The 19,541-nt window shown below is 64.2% G+C and carries 15 protein-coding genes and 1 other RNA gene; 8 read left to right on the top strand and 8 right to left on the bottom strand.

The annotated features are described in order from the left end of the window. Both F757_RS0123665 and F757_RS0123660 read left to right on the top strand, forming a co-directional pair. A partial coding sequence (locus F757_RS0123665) for a cation diffusion facilitator family transporter (protein ID WP_027213553.1) occupies nucleotides 1–1,200 on the top strand: 1,200 nt, incomplete at its 5' end. A gap of 53 nt (nucleotides 1,201–1,253) precedes the next feature. Further along, the gene (locus F757_RS0123660) at nucleotides 1,254–2,981 is read left to right on the top strand and encodes an FAD-dependent monooxygenase (protein WP_027213552.1); all 1,728 of its coding nucleotides are present in this window, start codon (nucleotides 1,254–1,256) and stop codon (nucleotides 2,979–2,981) included. Nucleotides 2,982–3,271: 290 nt separating this feature from the next. Here the strand turns inward: F757_RS0123660 and F757_RS0123655 are convergent, their stop codons facing one another. Genes F757_RS0123655 through F757_RS0123640 form a run of 4 tightly spaced genes read right to left on the bottom strand, consistent with a single transcriptional unit; the run spans nucleotide 3,272 to nucleotide 8,567 of the window. After that, complete coding sequence (locus F757_RS0123655) at nucleotides 3,272–3,523, bottom strand: formate dehydrogenase subunit delta (protein ID WP_027213551.1); 252 nt, start codon at nucleotides 3,521–3,523, stop codon at nucleotides 3,272–3,274. A gap of 8 nt (nucleotides 3,524–3,531) precedes the next feature. Further along, on the bottom strand, nucleotides 3,532–6,504 hold the full coding sequence (gene fdhF / locus F757_RS0123650; RefSeq protein WP_027213550.1) for a formate dehydrogenase subunit alpha: 2,973 nt from the start codon (nucleotides 6,502–6,504) through the stop codon (nucleotides 3,532–3,534). Between the two features lie 15 nt (nucleotides 6,505–6,519). Next, nucleotides 6,520–8,085 carry a formate dehydrogenase beta subunit gene (locus F757_RS0123645; protein ID WP_027213549.1) on the bottom strand — a complete coding sequence of 522 codons (1,566 nt, stop codon included), beginning with the start codon at nucleotides 8,083–8,085 and terminating at the stop codon, nucleotides 6,520–6,522. Further along, complete coding sequence (locus tag F757_RS0123640) at nucleotides 8,082–8,567, bottom strand: NAD(P)H-dependent oxidoreductase subunit E (protein WP_027213548.1); 486 nt, start codon at nucleotides 8,565–8,567, stop codon at nucleotides 8,082–8,084. The genes F757_RS0123645 and F757_RS0123640 overlap by 4 nt, the downstream gene beginning before the upstream one ends. Before the next feature lie 134 nt (nucleotides 8,568–8,701). Between F757_RS0123640 and F757_RS0123635 the strand changes: the two genes are divergently transcribed. Continuing rightward, nucleotides 8,702–9,793: a substrate-binding domain-containing protein gene (locus tag F757_RS0123635; RefSeq protein WP_027213547.1), complete on the top strand. Its 1,092-nt coding sequence runs from the start codon at nucleotides 8,702–8,704 to the stop codon at nucleotides 9,791–9,793. Between the two features lie 123 nt (nucleotides 9,794–9,916). Next, nucleotides 9,917–10,183, top strand: a complete 267-nt coding sequence (locus F757_RS0123630; protein WP_013340156.1) for a hypothetical protein — start codon at nucleotides 9,917–9,919, stop codon at nucleotides 10,181–10,183. Between the two features lie 132 nt (nucleotides 10,184–10,315). Here the strand turns inward: F757_RS0123630 and F757_RS0123625 are convergent, their stop codons facing one another. After that, nucleotides 10,316–10,675, bottom strand: a complete 360-nt coding sequence (locus F757_RS0123625) for a COG4315 family predicted lipoprotein (RefSeq protein ID WP_027213546.1) — start codon at nucleotides 10,673–10,675, stop codon at nucleotides 10,316–10,318. Between the two features lie 852 nt (nucleotides 10,676–11,527). Here F757_RS0123625 and F757_RS0123620 point away from each other — a divergent pair. From F757_RS0123620 to F757_RS0123605, 4 genes are all read left to right on the top strand, one after another. After that, nucleotides 11,528–12,487 carry a hypothetical protein gene (locus F757_RS0123620; protein ID WP_027213545.1) on the top strand — a complete coding sequence of 320 codons (960 nt, stop codon included), beginning with the start codon at nucleotides 11,528–11,530 and terminating at the stop codon, nucleotides 12,485–12,487. A 92-nt stretch (nucleotides 12,488–12,579) separates the two neighbouring features. Then, the gene (locus tag F757_RS0123615; protein ID WP_027213544.1) at nucleotides 12,580–13,773 is read left to right on the top strand and encodes an HlyD family efflux transporter periplasmic adaptor subunit; all 1,194 of its coding nucleotides are present in this window, start codon (nucleotides 12,580–12,582) and stop codon (nucleotides 13,771–13,773) included. A 2-nt stretch (nucleotides 13,774–13,775) separates the two neighbouring features. After that, on the top strand, nucleotides 13,776–15,878 hold the full coding sequence (locus F757_RS0123610) for a peptidase domain-containing ABC transporter (protein WP_027213543.1): 2,103 nt from the start codon (nucleotides 13,776–13,778) through the stop codon (nucleotides 15,876–15,878). Then, on the top strand, nucleotides 15,871–17,436 hold the full coding sequence (locus F757_RS0123605) for a TolC family outer membrane protein (RefSeq protein WP_027213542.1): 1,566 nt from the start codon (nucleotides 15,871–15,873) through the stop codon (nucleotides 17,434–17,436). The genes F757_RS0123610 and F757_RS0123605 overlap by 8 nt, the downstream gene beginning before the upstream one ends. A gap of 167 nt (nucleotides 17,437–17,603) precedes the next feature. Here the strand turns inward: F757_RS0123605 and ssrA are convergent. From ssrA to ubiG, 3 genes are all read right to left on the bottom strand, one after another. Then, nucleotides 17,604–17,973, bottom strand: a transfer-messenger RNA (tmRNA) gene (ssrA, locus tag F757_RS35380). Between the two features lie 127 nt (nucleotides 17,974–18,100). After that, nucleotides 18,101–18,814: an HAD family hydrolase gene (locus F757_RS0123600; RefSeq protein WP_027213541.1), complete on the bottom strand. Its 714-nt coding sequence runs from the start codon at nucleotides 18,812–18,814 to the stop codon at nucleotides 18,101–18,103. Between the two features lie 28 nt (nucleotides 18,815–18,842). Next, the gene (gene ubiG / locus F757_RS0123595; RefSeq protein WP_027213540.1) at nucleotides 18,843–19,541 is read right to left on the bottom strand and encodes a bifunctional 2-polyprenyl-6-hydroxyphenol methylase/3-demethylubiquinol 3-O-methyltransferase UbiG; all 699 of its coding nucleotides are present in this window, start codon (nucleotides 19,539–19,541) and stop codon (nucleotides 18,843–18,845) included.

The raw sequence follows: 19,541 nt of genomic DNA, 5'->3' as shown, positions 1-19,541 counted from the left end.
GCGCGGCTCGCGGCATCGGATGCCGGCGGGCAATGCCACGGGCATGGTCACGGCGATGGTGCGGGACAGGGGCACGACGATCGTAGCCACGACCACACCCACGACCAAAACTATGGTCACAGCCACGGCCAAAGCCACGACCAAAGCCATGATCACAGCCACGGCCACGGGCGTGATCATAGTCACGACCAAAGCCACGGCCATGGTCCTGATCACAGTCACAGTCACAGTCACAGTCACAGTCACAGTCACAGTCACAGTCACAGTCACAGTCACAGTCACAGTCACAGTCACGGCCACCACCATGCCCATGCCCCCGTGGCCGGCCACGGTTTGGCATTTGCGCTCGCAGTCGTGCTGAATGTCGCGATCGTCGCCATGCAGGCCGTGTACGGCGTGCTCGCGCATTCCACCGCGCTGCTCGCCGACGCCGGCCACAATCTCTCAGACGTCCTCGGGCTGCTGCTTGCCTGGGGCGCCGGCTGGCTGGCCACGCGCCGTCCTTCCGCGCGCTATACGTTCGGCTACGGCAGCTCGTCGATTCTGGCGTCGCTCGCCAACGCGGCGCTGCTGCTGTTCGCGTGCGGCGTGATCGTCGCCGAGGCGATCGGCCGTTTGCTCAATCCGGCACCCGTCGGCGGGCTGGCGGTGTTCGTCGTCGCGGCCGTGGGGATGGTCGTCAACGGAATCTCCGCATGTCTCTTCATGCGTGGCCAGAAGGAAGACCTGAACATTCGCGGCGCTTTTCTACATATGGCTGCCGATGCGGGCGTGTCCGCCGCGGTGGCAGTGAGCGGCCTTGCCATTCTCTACACCGGCTGGACCTGGCTCGACCCGCTGATGAGCCTGCTGGTCGTCGCGGTCGTCGTCTACGGCACGTGGGGCCTGTTGCGCGACTCGGTGCGCCTCGCGCTCAACGCCGTGCCGCCGGGCGTCGACGTGCAACGCATTCGTGATTATCTGGCCAGCCAGCCCGGCGTTGAGGACGTGCACGATCTGCACGTGTGGGCGCTGTCGACCACCGGCAATGCGCTCAGCGCGCACCTGGTGATGCCGGCGGGGCACCCCGGCGACGAGCGGCTCGACGGCATTGTGCTCGCGTTGCGCGAACGCTTTTCGATGCAGCATGCCACGCTGCAAGTGGATCTTGGCACGACCCATCATCGTTGTGCGATGGACCGGCCGCCAGTGGCGCATTGAAGCCGCGGGCGCCCGGCGTACACTAGAGCGCACTGTGATCTGCGGAGTTTCGCATGCACGCTGCTGCTGACAATGCGTCACCGGTGCTGATCGTCGGGGCGGGGCCGACCGGGCTCGCCGCCGCCATGAGTCTCGCGCGCGCACACGTTCCCGTGCGGCTGATCGACCGCGCGATGCGGCCGAATCCCTATTCGCGCGCCATCGGCATTCAGGCGCGTACGCTGGAACTGCTGGAGCAGCATCGGCTTGCCGACCGCTTTCTCGAACTTGGCCATCGCGCACGCGTGGCCAATCTATTTTCGAACGGCATGCGGCTCGCGCAGCTCGACTTCGATCCGCTGCACACGCGCTATCCGTATTTGCTGTTTCTCGATCAGTCGGTGACCGAGCGTCTTCTCACCGAACATCTCGCGACGCTTGGCGTGACGATCGAGCGGGGCGTCGAACTGACCACGTTCTCGCAAGGCTCGGCTGGTGTTCAGGCGACGCTGCGGCGCCCCGACGGTCACACGCAAACGCTGCGGCCGTCATGGATAATCGCCGCCGACGGCGCGCACAGCATGATCCGCCACGGCCTCGGTCTGAACTTCGAGGGCAGGACACTCGAGCAGACATTCCTGCTGGCTGATGTCCATGCCGAAACAGATTGGCCGGACGACGAATTCCACATCTTCGCTTCCGGCGAAGGCCTCGTCGCGCTGTTTCCGATGGGGCATGGCCGGCATCGGCTGATTGCCGATCACGCGGTGGAGCCGGCGCCTGCCGCTGCCGCGCCGCTGTCGCCGGTGGTGCTTGGCGAGCCGCCGCTCAAGCGCGTCCCGGCGCCGTCGCTCGAGGCGTGCAAGGCGCTGCTGGCGAGGCGCGTGCATGAACGAGTCGACGTGTCCGAGCTCGCGTGGTCCTCGTATTTCCACGTGAACAGCCGGATGGTGGAGCGCCTGCGCGTCGGCCGCGTGTTCCTCGCGGGCGACGCGGCTCACGTGCACAGCCCGGCCGGCGCGCAAGGCATGAACACAGGCATTCAGGAAGCGTTCAACCTCGGCTGGAAACTGGCGCGTGTACTGAAAGGCGCCGCACCCGAGCGCCTGCTCGACACCTACCATCTCGAACGGCATCCCATCGAGCGCGATGTATTGCGGCAAACGGGCTTCATCACGCAGATGGCGGAAGCCGACCATGGGCCGCTCAAGCTGTTGCGCGAGCGCGTGATGCCGGTTCTCGCTGCACTCGGTCCGCTGCGCGACGCCGCGCGGCTCACTATCAGCGAACTGTCGGTCCAGTATCGGCGCAGCCCGCTCACACTCGAGCGCGTGCTCGACGGCGGGCCGCGAGCGGGTGAGCGCGCGCCGGACGCGGTGGTGCATGTGGTCGACGGTCCGCTCGGATGTGCGCCCGGCATCGGCTGCGTGTACGACTTGCACGACCCGGCGTTCTTCTCGCTGTTCGTGCTGGTCCCGCCGTTGCCCGTCGACGGCAAGCCGCTCGACCCGGATGCGAAGCACGAGCCGCCTCCCGACCCGGAACTCGAGCGTCTTGCCGTGGAAATGGAGCGTTTGTTGCCGGGCGCCGTGCGGATCTGGCGTGTGACGGACACCACCGGCGACGGTGGGCCGTCACTAGCCGAGTCTTATGGACGCACGCGGCCGTCGTTCTATTTGCTCAGGCCGGACGGCTACATCAGCGCGCGCGGGCGCACCGGCTCGGACCTGAACGGGCTGCTGCGGCACTGCGAAACGTGGTTTACCGTGGGGGGAGAGAGACCGGAGCAGACGGCTGTGTGATGCAGAGGAGGCGGCGCGCGACAGCATGACGCTCGCCGTCGACTGGCTTGGAGCGGCGTCCAGCGGCCCGTTGCCGCTGTGCCGCTGTCGGGACCCCGCTGTTGGCACACCACTGTCGCGATACCGCTGTCGTGGCATCGCGGGCCACCGCATGCTTGCCGCCGACTGCCGACTGCCGACTGCCGACTGCCGACTGCCGACTGCCGACTGCCGACTGCCGACTGCCGACTGCCGACTGCCGACCGCCGGAGCACCACCACCGCGCCACCACCGACCTCCGCGCCCAACCCTCAGGCGACAGAAGCCTCCGCAGGCGTGAGACGCTCGCGGTTTTTGACCAGAGCCTCCCTGACGATGGCGGACATCTCGATGTCGCCCGTCTGCGGCGCATCGAGCGACGCGATCAACGCGCGCCGCATGCGCGGCTCCCAGAAGCGGCGGATATGGTCGGCCACACCCGCCACCGCTTCGTCGTGATCCGGCATCGAAGCGAAGAAATCGCCGATCCGGTTCGCCATGTCGATCAGATTCCGAATGTCCATGGCTCGCCTCACTTACCCGATGTCGCGTTGGCCAGTTCGCGCTGCCTGAGCAACTCGAGCTGCTCGGCATTGAAGCGCGAATACTGCTGCTGCCATTCGGAGGGCTGTTCGACCGGCATGACCTGCACCGCGGTCACCTTGTATTCCGGACAGTTGGTTGCCCAGTCCGAACTGTCGGTGGTGATCACGTTCGCGCCCGATTCGGGGAAGTGGAACGTCGTGTAGACCACGCCCGGCTGCATCCGCTCGGTGACCTTCGCGCGCAACACGGTTTGTCCCGCACGCGACTCGATGCCCACCCAGTCGCCCGTCTTGATGCCGCGTTCTTCCGCGTCGTGCGGATGCAGTTCGAGGCGGTCTTCGTCGTGCCAGCGCGAGTTCTCCGTGCGGCGCGTCTGCGCGCCGACGTTGTACTGCGACAGAATGCGTCCGGTCGTGAGCAGCAGCGGGAACTTGCGCGTCACCTTTTCAGGCGACGCGATGAACTTCGTAATCACGAACTTGCCTTTGCCGCGCACGAACGCATCCACGTGCATGGTCGGCGTACCGTCCGGCGCTGCTTCGTTGCAAGGCCACTGGATGCTGCCAAGCTCGTCGATCTTCCGGTACGAGACACCGTGGAAGGTCGGCGTCAGACGGGCGATCTCGTCCATGATTTCGGACGGATGGGAGTAGTCCATTTCGTAGCCGAGCGCATGCGACAGCATCAGCGTGACTTCCCAGTCGGCGTAGCCCGGCACCGGCGGCATGACCTTGCGCACGCGCGAAATGCGGCGCTCGGCGTTCGTGAAGGTGCCGTCCTTTTCGAGGAAGGTGGAGCCCGGCAGCAGCACATGCGCGTATTTCGCCGTTTCGTTCAGGAAAATGTCCTGCACGACGATGCATTCCATCGACGACAAAGCCGCGGCCACGTGGTGCGTGTTCGGGTCCGACTGCACGATGTCCTCGCCCTGGCAGTAGAGGCCCATGAAGCTGCCGTCGAGCGCCGCCTCAAACATGTTCGGAATGCGCAAGCCAGGTTCGGTCTGCAGCGTGACGTTCCACGCGTCCTCGAACTGCGAGCGCACGATCGTGTCGCTGATATGGCGATAGCCCGGCAGTTCGTGTGGGAACGAGCCCATGTCGCACGAACCCTGCACGTTGTTCTGGCCGCGCAGCGGATTCACACCGACGCCCTCGCGGCCGATGTTGCCGGTGGCCATTGCGAGATTCGCAATGCCCATCACCATGGTCGAGCCTTGCGCGTGTTCCGTGACGCCGAGGCCGTAGTAGATCGCCGCGTTGCCGCCGGTCGCGTAGATGCGCGCAGCTTCGCGCACGTCTTTTGCCGGCACGCCGGTGATCGCTTCCGTGGTTTCGGGCGCGTTCTCCGGCAGCGCGACGAAATCGCGCCATTGCTCGAACGCGCGTCCTTCGCAGCGCTCCGCGATGAACGCCTCGTTCAGCAGCCCCTCGGTGACGATCACATGAGCGAGCGCATTCACAACGGCAACATTGGTGCCCGGGCGCAATTGCAGGTGATGCGACGCCTTCACGTGCGGCGTATCGACAATGTCGATGCGGCGCGGATCGACGACGATCAGCTTCGCGCCTTCGCGCACGCGGCGCTTCAGACGGGAGCCGAACACCGGGTGGCCGTCGGTCGGATTCGCGCCGATCACCATGATGACGTCGGCCTTATCGACCGAGGCGAAGGTCTGGGTGCCGGCCGATTCGCCGAGTGTCGTCTTCAGACCATAGCCGGTCGGCGAATGGCACACGCGCGCGCAGGTGTCGACGTTGTTGTTGCCGAAGGCGGCACGCACGAGTTTCTGCACGAGGTAGGTTTCTTCGTTCGTGCAGCGCGACGACGTAATGCCGCCGATCGAATCGCGTCCGTGCTTCGCCTGAATGCGGCGGAATTCGGACGCCGCGTAGTTGATCGCTTCTTCCCAGCTCACTTCGCGCCACGGGTCCGTGATCTTTGCGCGGATCATCGGCTTCGTGATGCGGTCCTTGTGCGTTGCATAGCCCCATGCGAAGCGGCCCTTCACGCACGCGTGGCCTTCGTTTGCCTGGCCGTTCTTGTACGGCACCATGCGCACGACCTGGTTGCCCTTCATCTCGGCCTTGAACGAGCAGCCCACCCCGCAATACGCACAGGTGGTGACGACCGAGTGCTCGGCCTGGCCAAGCATCACCACGGTCTTCTCCTGCAGCGTCGCGGTCGGGCATGCGGCCACGCACGCACCGCACGACACGCATTCCGACTCCATGAACGGCTGGTTTTCGCTGGCGGCCACGCGCGATTCGAAACCGCGCCCGGCGATGGTCAGCGCGAACGTGCCCTGGGTTTCCTCGCACGCGCGCACGCAGCGATTGCAGACGATGCACTTCGCCGGATCGTAGGTGAAGTACGGATTCGATTCGTCTTTCTGATCCTTCAGGTGATTCGCGCCATCGAAGCCATAGCGCACTTCGCGCAAGCCCGTGACGCCGGCCATGTCCTGCAGTTCGCAATCGCCGTTCGCGGGGCAGGTCAGGCAATCGAGCGGGTGATCGGAGATGTACAGCTCCATCACGTTACGGCGCAGCGACTGCAAACGGTCGGTCTGCGTGCGCACTTTCATGCCGGCTTCCACGGGCGTCGTGCACGAGGCCGGATAGCCGCGCTTGCCTTCTATCTCGACGAGACACAGGCGGCACGAACCGAACGGTTCCAGCGAATCGGTCGCGCACAGCTTCGGTACGTTGACGCCGGCTTCGATCGCGGCACGCATGACCGACGTGCCGGCCGGCACCGTGACCGACTGGCCGTCGATTTCCAGGGTGACGTCCACGTCTGCATGACGCGCGGGTGTGCCGTAGTCGGTGTCGTCGAAATAGCTGTTGCCGGCGCGCGCTTGCGCCTGCGACTTGCACGCGCAGTTGCCGGAGCCGCAGCCGCCCCCCAAGGGGACTTCCTTCGGGGCGCCGGTCGGAGTGTTGAGCATGTCTGACATGGTTGGGCTCCTCGTTCAGGCCGCAGCTTTCGGGGCATCGGCGCCAGCGCCGGCGAGGCCGAAGTCTTCAGGGAAATGGTCGAGCGCGGACAGCACCGGATACGGCGTCATGCCGCCCATCGCGCAAAGCGATCCGGACACCATGGTGTCGCACAGATCGCGCAGCAACTGCACTTGCCGCGTGGAGGTATCGCCGTTGCGGATTCGCGCGATCACTTCGACGCCGCGAGTCGAACCAATGCGGCACGGCGTGCACTTGCCGCACGACTCCAGCGCGCAGAAGTGCATCGCGTATTGCGCGAGATCGGCGAGGTTCGACGTGTCGTCGTGCACGACGAGACCGCCGTGGCCGACCACCGCGCCGACCGCGGCGTACGCTTCGTAATCCATCGGGATGTCCCACTGGCTTTCCGGCAGATAGGTGCCGAGCGGGCCGCCCACTTGTACCGCCCGCGCCGGCCGACCGCTCGCCGTGCCGCCGCCGTAGTCGTAGAGCAGCTCGCGCAGCGTCACGCCGAACGCGAGCTCGACGAGGCCGCCTTGTTTCACGTTGCCCGCGAGCTGGAACGGCAGCGTGCCGCGCGAGCGGCCCATGCCGAAGTCCTTGTAGTACGCGGCGCCGCGCGCAAAGATGATCGGTACCGTTGCGAGCGTGATGACGTTGTTGATCACCGTCGGCTGACCGTACAGGCCCACGAGCGCGGGCACGGGCGGCTTTGCGCGGACAATGCCGCGCTTGCCTTCGAGCGATTCGAGCAGCGCCGTTTCCTCGCCGCATACATAGGAGCCCGCGCCCTTGGCGACGAACAGCTCGAAGCGATGCGCCGATCCCAGCACGCTGTCGCCGAGCCAGCCGGCCGCGCGCGCCTTCGCGATCGCGGCTTCGAGCGTCGCGATGGAATGCGGATATTCGCTGCGCACGTAGATATAGCCGGCCGTGGCGCCCGTCACGACGCCTGCGATGATCATCCCTTCGATCAGCACGTACGGATCGCTTTCCATCACAAGGCGATCGGAGAACGTGCCGGAGTCGCCTTCGTCGGCATTGCAGACAATGTACTTCTGCGCCGCCCTGGCGGCGCGCACCGTGCGCCATTTGATACCGGCCGGGAACGCGGCGCCGCCGCGACCGCGCAGGCCCGATTCGATGAGCGCTTCGCAGGCGGCGTCGCCGTCGGTCTGCAACGCGTTGCGCAGACCTTCGAGGCCGCCATGCGCGACGTAGTCGTCGATGGAAAGCGGGTCGGTTATGCCGATGCGCGCGAACGTGAGGCGCTGCTGCTTCTTCAGATACGGGATCTCGTCGACCACCCCGACGCGGCGCGCATGCTCGCCGCCGTCGATGAAGCCTGCGTCGAACAGCGCAGCCACATCGCCTTCTTCGACGTTCGCGTAGCCGATGCGGCCTTCGGCCGTTTGTACTTCGACAAGCGGTTCGAGCCACAGCAAGCCGCGCGAGCCGTTGCGCACGAGCTCGATTGCGATGCCGCGGCGGGCGGCTTCGGCTTTGATCGCGTCGGCGAGCGCGTCCGCCCCCAGGGCGAGCGCCGATGAATCTCGGGGAACATAGATGAGCGTCATGCCGTCACCTCCACGCATTTGCTGGCGGCCGCGAAAATCGCGTCGAATTTTTGCGGCGTGACCCGGGCGTGCAGCGTGCCGTTCACCATCATCGCGGGCGAGAGCGCGCACTGACCGAGGCAATACACCGACTCCAGCTCCACCGTGGCGCCGGCTTCATGTTCCGCGTCGAAGCGGCAACCGGTATGCGACTCGATGTGCTGCGCGAGCGCTTCGGTGCCCATGCTGCGGCAGGCTTCCGCGCGGCATAGCTGCACCGTGACCGGCGCGGCCGGCTGCGTGCGGAAATGGTGGTAGTAGGTGATGACGCCGTGCACTTCCGCGCGCGAGAGGTTCATCACGCGCGCGAGCGGCGCGACGGTGTCGGGCGGCACGTAACCGAGTTCGTCCTGAATCGCGTGCAGCACGGCCAGCAGCGACCTGCCGGGCTGCGCGTGGCGCGCTACCAGCTCTTCCGGCGCAATGGCGATGAGATCGTCCAAGTGGGGGCTCCTCCAAAGTCATATATGCACTTGTTATTCATAATGCGTGCACTTATGCTTCGTTTATTCGATATGGGATAGCCGAACGATAGGCGGGCGAAACGGCCGACGCAATAGGAAACATCAGCACATATATGATCCGAATCGAGTGCCATGCTCAATTGATATTGAAGGCCCCGGATGGCCGGGAGGCAAGCCTGTCGGACGTCGTGCCGCTGCTCGCGCTCGTCAACGAATCCGGCAGCATCGCGCAGGCGGCGGCGCTTAAGGGTTTGTCCTACCGTCATGCGTGGGGTTTGTTGCGGTCAATCGAGGAGCGCCTGGGCGGTCCGCTGATTACGAAGGAGCGCGGCCGCGGTTCGGTGCTGTCCGAGCTCGGGCAGGCCGTGCTGCGCGCGCAGCGTCTGTGCGGCGAGCGCCTGGACGGCAACATGCAGGCGCTCGCGAGCGAAGTGGCAAGCGATCTGAACCGCTGGCTCGCGCCGCCCGTCGATCATGTGCGCATTCATGCGTCGCACGGCTATGCGGTGGCCGCGCTCGTCACTGCGCTGGTGGCGCGCGAGCTGCCCGTCGACATCAAGTATCGCGATGGCGCGGACGCGGTGAGCGCACTCGCGCGGGGCGAGTGCGATCTGGCCGGTTTTCACTTGCCGCTCGGCGAATTTCGCGCGGCCTGCGCCGACACTTACCGGCACTGGCTCGATCCGCAGCGTCACGTGCTGGTGCATTTGACGCGGCGCAAGCAGGGGTTGTTTCTCGGCAAGGGCAACCCGAAGGACATCGCCGGGCTTGCCGATCTGTCGCGCGACGACATCCGCTTCGTCAATCGCCAGCATGGCTCGGGCACGCGCATGCTGCTCGATCTCGCGCTGCGCAAACTGGGCATCGACCCGGATCGCGTGAACGGTTATGCGTCGGCGGAACTGACGCATTCGGCGATTGCGGCCTTCGTGGCGAGCGGCATGGCGGACGTCGGCTTCGGCGTGGAGCCCGCGGCGCATCATTTCGGGCTCGACTTCCTTCCCGCTGTCGACGAAGACTATTACTTCGCGTGTGACCGCTCGCGTCTGGAGAGGGCGCCGTTGTCGGAGGTGATCGAACTGCTGCGCGGCAGCGCGTTCCACGCGAGCGTCGATCGGCTGCAAGGTTATGATCCGCGCCACTGCGGCAAGATAGTGGATCTCGAAGCGGGATTGAGCGGGGCGGCGGGCGAGCCGTGCTGGTAAGCGGGCGTAAACAGCATAGCGCGCATCGCGTCACGCTCGCCGCTGCGGCTGGCTTTCGTTTCGGATACTCTCTAAGCTTTCCGCCTTTGTCCAACTGCGCGCGTCGCTGCGCTTCGAACCGATATGAAAGTTCTTCTACACACATGTGCCGCGGCCGCGTCGGCCGGATTGTTCCTCGCGAGTGCCTGCGTCGCGTTCGCGCAGAACTCGCCGGGCGTGCCGGGCGGCATTCTGCAGGAACAGTTCCGGCTTGCCGAACATCCGCAAATGCCGTTTGCTGCGTCGGCGCCGTCGGACAAATATCAGTCCGACAAGAAATCGGCGATGCGCAAGCGCGGTGACCTCGGCGATCCGAACGGCTGCAACCTGCGCTGTCCGAAGGACGAGTAGGTCGAGTTGCGGCCGCATCGTTTGCCCCATCGCCAGCCGGCGGCGCGGGAATCGCGCTCGTCGTCCCAGCCAGATTGATGCAAAACGCCGGCACTGCGCCGGCGTTTTGCATTGGCTTGCGAACTGTGCGGGTTACGGCTTCGCCGTGTGCCAGACGTCCTTGAAGCCGTCGCCTTTCACGTCTCCCGCCTGCTTGTCCGCCGCAAAGCGATAGAGCGGACGTCCTTTGTACGCCCATTGCTGCTTGCCGTCCGCCGACGGTATCAAGGTCCAGTCTCCCGACGGCTTGTCCGACGGGCCGGCCACGGCAGCGGGCCAGTTGGTCGCGCAGCCGCCGGTGCAGGCGCTGGAACCCGGCGAGGTGTCCTTGTCGAACGTGTAAAGCGTCATGCCGTCAGAGGTGACGAAGCGGCCGTCTACCACTTTCGGGGGCTCGGCAAAAGCGCCTTGTTGCAGCGCGAGCAAGGCAAGGCACAAGAGAGTCTTACGCATGATGTGGCTCCTGGTTTTTCGTGTGAATTGGCTTTGCGACGTGCGCATGCGGCGCTGATATGCGAGGCCGCATGTGTGCACGCGTCACGCATCAACGGTCTGGCCGGCCGGTTTATTCCATCGGATTGCGGTTTGGAGGCAGAAGTCGCCGCGGCGCCTGGCATTTTTTCGCTACCGGACTTGCGGCCGGCGCGGACTTTGCCGGAGCATAGTGGCCGTTTGCTCTCTTCGCGTAATTACGCGATTATTTCCGCCATGAAATGCGTGATTTTTAATTTTGCGTGTTGATAAGCGGGAATTAATGGGTGCGAAATTTCTCATTCGTGATATAGAAACGTCAGGTCGAATTTGAGGTGAATTGAGAGTGTCCGTCGTTTAAACCTTACGTGCCGGAATTCCGCCTGCGACGAGTGACCGTCGACGCTGCGGCAATAACCTCGCCGGACCGTGCGGGTGGCGGTCAGACGGGCGCAAGCGGACAATTCACGAGCGCGTCGGGACGCGGAAAATTGCTTCGACCAAGAGGGAGTCATTCGGGAATAAGGTGGGTGCAAAATTACGTCAGTTTTATTTTTGATAAAAATCCAGTGATAAAATTATTAGCGCTCCATCGGGTAATTGGTCCGGAACTAATCGCTGATGGGCCATCTTATTAATTCGATCACTGGTAGGTAAAAATGCAAAAGATCAATCGCAATGAACTGGCTAAGTCCGCCGTTGCTGGTGGTTGCTGCAAGAGCAGCTGCAGAACCCGCACGCAAACCACGCTGAGGGCTTCCGCACCTGTGGCGCGCGCCTAATGTTTGAAGCCGGGGCTGTGCTCGTAGGCGCGGTCCCGGCAAGCAAGCCGACATGAATCCGAAGCTTGCGGCCGCGGGGCTACGCTTGCTTGCGTCGCTGCCTGATTGGCTGGCGTATGCGACAGGCCGTGCTCGCCGGGCGGTGATCGCCCATTTGCCGCGTACCGCAATCGAACCGCTTGCCGCCGTTTCCTGGCGACTCCGCGCGCTTACCGACGCACGTGTGCGCTGGGAGGGCACTTGCCGTTGCGATATTGGCCGCAATGTCCTGAAGCTGACATTGCCCGGCTCGAATCGCGTGGCATCGGGCCGTTTTCGCGAGCATCTGATCGACCAGCGCATCTATTACGGGCGGCTCGCAAGAGGCAGCGAAGCATGGCCGGATTTGCAGGAGGTCGCCCGTGCACTCGCCAGAAAAATCTCGCAGTTGCGTGTAGTGGAACCTGGGCGGCCCGTCATCGTGTCGCCGTTTCACTATGTCTCGCAATACGCGAACATCTATGTGATCGACGAACTGCGGGAGCTGCTCGGGCTGGAATCGCTCGCTGTCGTATCGGGCGTGCCGCGCGACCTGTATGGCGACGACCATGCGTTAATCCCCGGCGTGACCGTGCTGTACACCTATGGCGATGACGACCGCAACGGCCTCGGCCTGCGTCTCGCGCGGGCGTTAAAGCGCAGCGGCGTTGCGGTGCTGTTCGCCGACGTGCCGCCATTCACGCTGCACCGTTATCCAATGGAAACGGTGAGCGTCTCGCTGTTCGGGCGCAACGCGCGCATTCACAACGGTGTGTTCCGTCTCGGCGCCCAGTTCGACGCGATCTTGCTGCCGTTCTATCTGCGTTACGAGCGGGGCCGCTTCAGTGCGCAGATCTTCGATCCGCTGCCGCTCGCCGCGGCCGGCGCGCCTCAACACGTGGCGCGCTATATCGAAGCGGCAGTAGCCGACAACTATGCAGACTGGCTGGTGGCCGGACACCCATCAATGTATTCGTTCGCACCCGTTCGTTAATACCTTCCGCGCCCGCTGCAAAGGCCGGCGCGCCGCATTTTCCGCTAGCGCTCACTTTCGAGCGCGGCTCGCCTGTCCGACCGCAACAACTTATGCAACCTACTCATCTCCCGCAATTCAGGGACGTTTCCTGGCGCTGGCTCGCGTACGCGGCGTCCACGCTCGTTGTCTGCGCGGTGGCTTTTGCGTTTGTCCACCAGGTCGAACTGAAGCAGGACGTGCGCGCGGAGATCGTCTCACCGTCCGAAGTCAAGGTTCAGGGGCTAAGCGGGCTTGTCTCCGACATTTACGTAAGCAGCGCGGCGCGGGTCGAGCAGGGCACGCCCCTGTTCCGGCTCGAACGCGATCTGTCGCTCGCGAGCGATGGGCGGCAGCGGCCCGCCTTCGACGAACATGCGCGCGACGAGCAGCTCCGCACCACCGAAGCACAGTATCTGCAGCGCAAGTCTGACCTGCTGGCGCAGCTTGACGCCGCGCGGCTCGCGGCGCAAAGCCGTCGCGCGGAAATGGCGGCGCTGGACGAGCAGTCGAGCCAGAACCAGCAACTCGCCGCGGAGGCGCAACGCTCGCTCGCTCGCCTCGAATCGGTATCGGACTACGTCACTGCCGAGCGCATCGAGCAGGCAAGGGCGCTCACGCATCAGGCGAAGGTCTCGGTCGCGCAGGGCAGCGCGCGTCGTCAGCAATTGAATGCCGAACTCGGTGCCGCAATCGGCACGCAAACCAGCCTCGACGCGCAACTCGCCGAACTCGCCGCGCGTCACGCACGGGACGTGCAAGACATCCGCGTGCGCTTCGAGCAGACTCGCCAGGACGCCGTCATTTCCGCGCCGAAAGCAGGTCTCGTGACGTTCTCGGGCCTCGTCCCCGGCCGCACGCTAAGTCCGGAAGACGTCGCGCTCGTCATCTCCACCGGCCGGCAGGGTCCGCTGCGTGCCGCGTTGCGCATTCCGTCGCGCCGGCGCGGTTTCGTGCGCGAAGGGCAGGTGGTGCGGCTCAAGCTCGACGCTTTTCCGTACGCGAAGTTCGGCAGCTACCCCGCTCGCATCGATTCGATCTCGCGTACCACCGTGCACTCGGCCATATCGCCGGCCGGCGCCTCGGAGGCGCGCGGCGCGGAAGGGGACTACATGGCCTGGGCCACGCTCGGCGACGGCCAGTTCAAATTCGAGCGGCAACGTTTCGACATTCTGCCGGGCATGACGGCCACGGCGAGCATCGTGATCGAGCGCCGCACCATCGCCGAATGGGTGCTCGCACCGCTTTTCCGCATGCTGCGAGGTTGACGATGCGCGTGATTTACCAGAACGAAGTCGCCGAATGCGGCTACGCATGCCTCGCGATGGTCCTGACGCACCTGGGCCACGCTATCGAGATTCGCGAATTGCAGGCGTTCAGGCCGATCTCAGCGAACGGCCTGACGTTGATGGATCTATACGATGTCGCCGCTGAATTCGGTCTGGCAGTAGAGGCTTACCGCTTCGATGCAGGCGACGTGCAGGACATCAAGCGCGGTTCGATCCTGCACTTCGGCGGCGCGCATTTCGTCGTGTTCGAAAAATGCGTGCGCGGGTACGTGCAGGTGATCGACCCGGCGAGCGGCCGGCGGCGCATTTCCATGGACACGTTCGTCGCCAACGTGTCCGGCTATCTGCTCGAGTGCGCGGCCACGCCCGACATGCCGCGCGTGCGCAGCAAGTCACGTGTGCCGCAGGCGCTCGCTCGCGTGCGCGCGCTCAATCCGCAACTCGCCGCGCAGATTGCCAAGATCATGTTCGTCGCGCTCGGCAGTCAGTTTGCGATTCTCGCCATGCCGTATCTCGGCAACCTGTTGCTAGACGACGTGGTCGCCGCGGACAACCTCAATCTGCTGAACGTCCTCATGCTGACGTTTGCCGGTATCTTCGTGACCGGCGCGTTGAGCCAATACGTGCAGACTTACCTTGTCGAACTTCTGCATGGTCTGGTTCAGGTCAGCATGACTCAAGGCATCGTCGCAAAATTGCTGAGCAACCCGATACCGTATTTCGAGAAGCGCCATGTCGGCGATCTGTTCGCGCGAGTGAAGGCGCAGGACGAAATCAGCGTCTTCTCGACGCGCACGGCGATCTCGGCGGGCATCGACATCGTGGTCAGCACGCTGGCGCTGGCGCTGATGCTCGTGCAAAGCAGGCAACTTACGCTGATCGCGTTGCTGATTTTTGTGGTCTATGTCGCCGTGGCGTTTGCGCTGTTTGCACGCATGCGCGATACGCATGCGCTGGTCCTCGAAGAATCGGCGCGTTGCGACGACACGCTGATCGAAACGATTCGCGCCGCGTCGCTGATCAAGCTGTCGCAGGGCGAGACGAGGCGCACTGCGATCTTCATGACGAGGTATCGCGCATACATTGCGGCGCTCGTGCGCAGCAGCCGCCTCACCAGCGCGCGCGATGCGATCCTCAAGCTGATTGATTACGCGGACATGATCGCGGTGAGCTGGTTCGCCGCACGCCTGATGCTGGGCGGTCAGATCTCGGTTGGCGTGTTCTATTCGTTTCTGATTTACAAATCGTTGCTGTCGGAGCGTTTCGCTCGCGCCGTCAACGGGGCGTTCGAGTATTTCATGCTGAGCGTGCCGGTGGCGCGGGTGGGCGATATCGTCGATTGCGAAGCGGAGCGCTATACGCCGCTCGCCAATCTGCATCAGGCCGTCGAGGTGCGCACGTTCGAGCAGATCCAGATGCGCGGTGTCACCTTCCGCTATGGCGTCTCGGATCAGCCAGTGCTGGCCAACGCGAACCTCGTTATCCGCAGGGGCGACAAGATTGTGATTACCGGCGCGTCCGGTAGCGGCAAGTCGACGCTTTTCAAATTGCTCGCGGCAGCAGAGCCGCTGCAGGAAGGCGAGATTACGTTGAACGGTATCGCGTGGCCCAATCTCAGTGTCGACGAAATCAGGCAGCACGCGGTTCATATGCGGCAAGGCGACTTGATACTGCATGGCTCGATCGCGGACAACGTGTCGCTTTTCGCGGGCAATGCCGACGAAGCCCGAATTCACGCCCTGCTCGACGACGTCGGCCTGTTGCCCGATGTGATGCGCCTGCCGATGCGCACGCGCACCGTGATCAGCGACACGATCGCCAATATCTCCGCGGGCCAGCGGCAACGTCTGCTGCTCGCGCGCGCGTTGTATCAGCAGCGCGAACTGCTGCTGCTCGATGAGCCGACTTCGAATCTCGACCCTGCTTCGGTGCGGCGGATCGTCGACTTGCTGTTGCGTCTCGAGCGCACGGTGGTGGTGATCACGCATGACATGTCGCTGGCAGCGGAGTTCGACACGCGCTATCGGCTGGCCGGCGGCCAACTGCTATGCGAGGCTCGGGAAGGAGTGCGGGTGGATGAGTAAGCGTGCATGGGCGGGCGCCATCGTCGCCCTCGCGGGCGTTGGGTATGCCGGTGCCGCGGCCGCAGTCGATCTGCTCGCTGTCGTCGAACAGAGTATCGATCATGATGCCGATCTCGCCGCGTTCGGTGCGAGCTCGCGAGCGGCGCGCGAAGCTGTGCCGAAGGCGCGCGCGGCGCTCCTGCCGCAGGTGGTGGGCGGCTGGGGGCGCGCGTACAACAATGTCGTTACCGAGGGCCTTCCCAACACCCATTACTGGCAGAGCGGATGGACCGTTCAGTTGACGCAGCCGGTGTTCGACTGGAGCCGATGGACTGCGTACAAGCAAGCCGACTTTGTTCAGGCCCGGGGCGCCGTTGATTGGGCTCGCGCGCGGCAAGCGGTCATTCTGCGGTCCGTGCAGGCATATTTCGACGAGCTCGCAGCCGAGGACGAGCTGACGCGTGCCAACGACTATGCGGCGGCGCTCGATCTGCACCTGGACGCCCTGCGCCGCAAGCGGGAGGCGGGCGAGGCGACGGTAATCGACGTGCGCGAAGCCGAGGCGGCACGCCAACAGGCGCAAGCGCAACAACAGGATGCGCGCGATGACTTGCAACCGAAACGCTTGGCACTCGAGCATCTTACCGGGCAGCCGTTTGCGGGGCTCTCGCGGGTGTCGGATATGGCCGGCATGCCGGCGCTCGATCCGCAGGACATGGAGAGCTGGGCTTCCCAAGCGCAGGCGCATGACTACGACGTGCAATTGAAGCAGGTGGATAAGCGCATCGCCGAGCTGGAGGTCGAGAAGGCTCGCGCAGCGCGGCTGCCGGTCGTCAACCTGACGGCGAGCCATACGCCGGCGGGCGCAGCGGCGGGGTATCTGCGGCCCACCACTACGAACACGGCGATGCTGTCCGTCACCATTCCGATCTTCGAAGGTGGCGGAGCTACCGCGACTATCGACGAAAAACTCGCGCTGGAGGATAAGGCGCAGGACGAACTGATGGCGGCGACACGCGCCGCGGGCGCGGGCGCACGCGAGTACTGGTCGCGGTTTCGGGCCGGCGTCGCGCGGGTCGAAATGCTGTCGCGCCTCGTACAGAGTTCCCGCGCGGCGCTGGATGCGACGAGGATCGGCTACCGGGTAGGCAGCCGCCCGAGCACGGACGTGCTGCGGGCATCGGACACGTTTTTCGCGAATCGGCGCGATCAGATCCGCGCGCGCTATGCGACCGTAGTGGCACTGCTTCAGCTGAAGGCGGTTGCGGCCAGTCTGGATATCGACGAGGTGGCGCGCGTGAACGAGCTGTTGCTGAATGCGGATGGTGGTAGGGCGGTGGCTAATGCCACGGTGGACCGTGGTGCGGTGAATGGCGCTCAAGTGCGCCCTGCAGCGGCTGGTGGTGGGTTGGCGTTGGCCGCGCCAGGCACGACGACTTTGCTGCACGTAGTGAGTGGCGCAGACCGGGAACGGCCGGTCACCGAAGGGAATGCGCAAATGCCGGCGGTGGTTTCCGGCGCGCAGGCGCCTAAGATCGACGCTGATATTTTGCGGGCGCTGGTGGCGATTCGGCGGTGAGCTGTGATCCAGGATCTAAACGAGCCTTTCCGGTCATGGCGCGTGGCTCGCAAATCGCCGCGCGTGCGCTGCGCGCCGGCAGTCCAAAATGAAAAACCCCGTCCGGTTTACGCCGTCGGGGTTTTGTCATCGCGTTGCCGGGGCAACGCCGTTTGCTGCAAGCTGTCTGGTGGAGGCGGCGGGAATCGAACCCGCGTCCAGAAGCACTCTACGACCAGTTCTACATGTTTAGTTCTGTCTTTTGATTTAACCGTAGTGACGCGGACGAACACGCTGCACTATGGCGATTCACTAGATTTTCGACCCGGACGTCGTGACTCCGTCAAGGCTTAACTGACGTATATGACCTCTGTCGGTATTGCTACCGGTCTTGCGACACTAGCCCGTCAGTGAACTAGGCAGAGGACGGCGGCCCTTAGGCTGCCAGTGCGAACGTATCGTCGTTTGCAGTTACGTTTTTCCCATTGATTAACGAGGTGACGGGTCCTCGACATGCCCTAGCCGCTTCGCAACCCCTGTCGAAACCAGGTCGCCCCCGCGGTTCGTTGCTTGATAATTCCAAGCCAAAGTACATTTTACAATAATTTGACGGCCCTGTGTCGGGTCCCTTCCGGCCCCTGTGCGCCGGGTGTTGCGGCGAACGAGCACAAGGCGTCGAAATGGCTTAGCCGATGTCGCGCAACAGTCGCTGCAGTTCGGCGGGTGAGTTCACGACATGCTGCGCGTGCCATTGCGTCGGCGGAATGTCATCGCCGCAGTAGCCGTAAGCCGCAGCCACAGTCTTCATGCCGGCGGCGAAGCCGGCCTGCACGTCGCGCAAATCGTCGCCGACGTAGACGATATGCTCGGGCGCCGTGTCGAGTGCGCGCGCCGCGTGCAACAAGGGCGCGGGGTGAGGCTTCGAGTGAGGCGTCGTGTCGCCGCTGACCACGCAGCCAGCGCGCTCTTCAAGACCGAGTTGCGCGATCAGCGGTTCCGTGAGCCGCGCGACCTTGTTGGTCACGATGCCCCAGCGAACACCGCGCGCGTCGAGTTCGTCGAGCAACTCGGGGATGCCCGGAAAGAGCGTGGTCTCGATGCACAGATCCGCTTCGTAATTGGCGAGAAACTCTTCGCGCATCGACGCAAATTCGTGGTCCTCCGGTCCGATGCCGAAGCCGCCGCCGATCAGCCCGCGCGCCCCGGCGGACGCCAGCGGCCGCAGCTTTTCGAGCGGTACCATCTCGAGTCCGCGATCGTGACGCATCTTGTTGACGGCCGCGGCCAGATCGGGCGCGGTGTCGGCAAGCGTGCCGTCCAGGTCGAACAGCACGGCTTGGCAAAGACCGAGCGAATCTTCGTTGTCTTCGCGCTGGGGCAGGGGCGTGGGATCGCTCATTGATTCATTCTTGGCGGCGTTGGGCGGATTATGCGTCGCGGCGGCACGCGAGCATGTAATTCACGCTCGTGTCGTCGGAAAGCGCGAAGTGTCTGGAGAGCGGGTTATAAACGATACCCTTGATGTCCGCGGTACGCAGGCTCGCGGCGCGCGCGAAGCCGGCCAGTTCGGAGGGGCGGATGAAACGCGCGTAGTCGTGCGTGCCCTTGGGCAGCATCCGTGCAATATATTCGGCGCCGATTACAGCGAACAGATAAGACTTCACGTTGCGGTTGAGCGTGGAGAAGAATACCCAGCCGCCCGGCTTGACGAGCGTCCTGCATGCCTCGACGATCGCCGACGGCTGCGGCACGTGCTCCAGCATTTCCATGCACGTGACCACGTCGTAGGTGCCGGGTTCGCGCGCGGCGAGCGCCTCGGCAGCGATTTCCTCGTAACTAACGGTTACACCACTTTCAAGGCTGTGAAGATCTGCGACGCCCAGCGCTTCGCTCGACAGGTCAATTCCTTTGACGTCCGCCCCGAGACTCGCCATCGATTCCGACAAGATGCCGCCGCCGCAGCCGATATCCAGCACTCGTTTGCCGGCCAGATGGGCGTGCGCGTCGATCCAGTTCAGGCGCACCGGGTTGAGTTCATGCAGAGGTTTGAATTCGGCGTTGGGGTCCCACCAGCGATGGGCGAGGTCGCTGAATTTCTGCAGTTCGTGGGGATCGGCGTTGGTCAT

This window comes from Burkholderia sp. WSM2232 (assembly GCF_000472545.1).
Classification (GTDB): Bacteria; Pseudomonadota; Gammaproteobacteria; order Burkholderiales; family Burkholderiaceae; genus Paraburkholderia.
The sequence above is the reverse complement of the archived record's forward strand: the minus strand, read 5'-3'. Positions and strand labels throughout refer to the sequence as shown.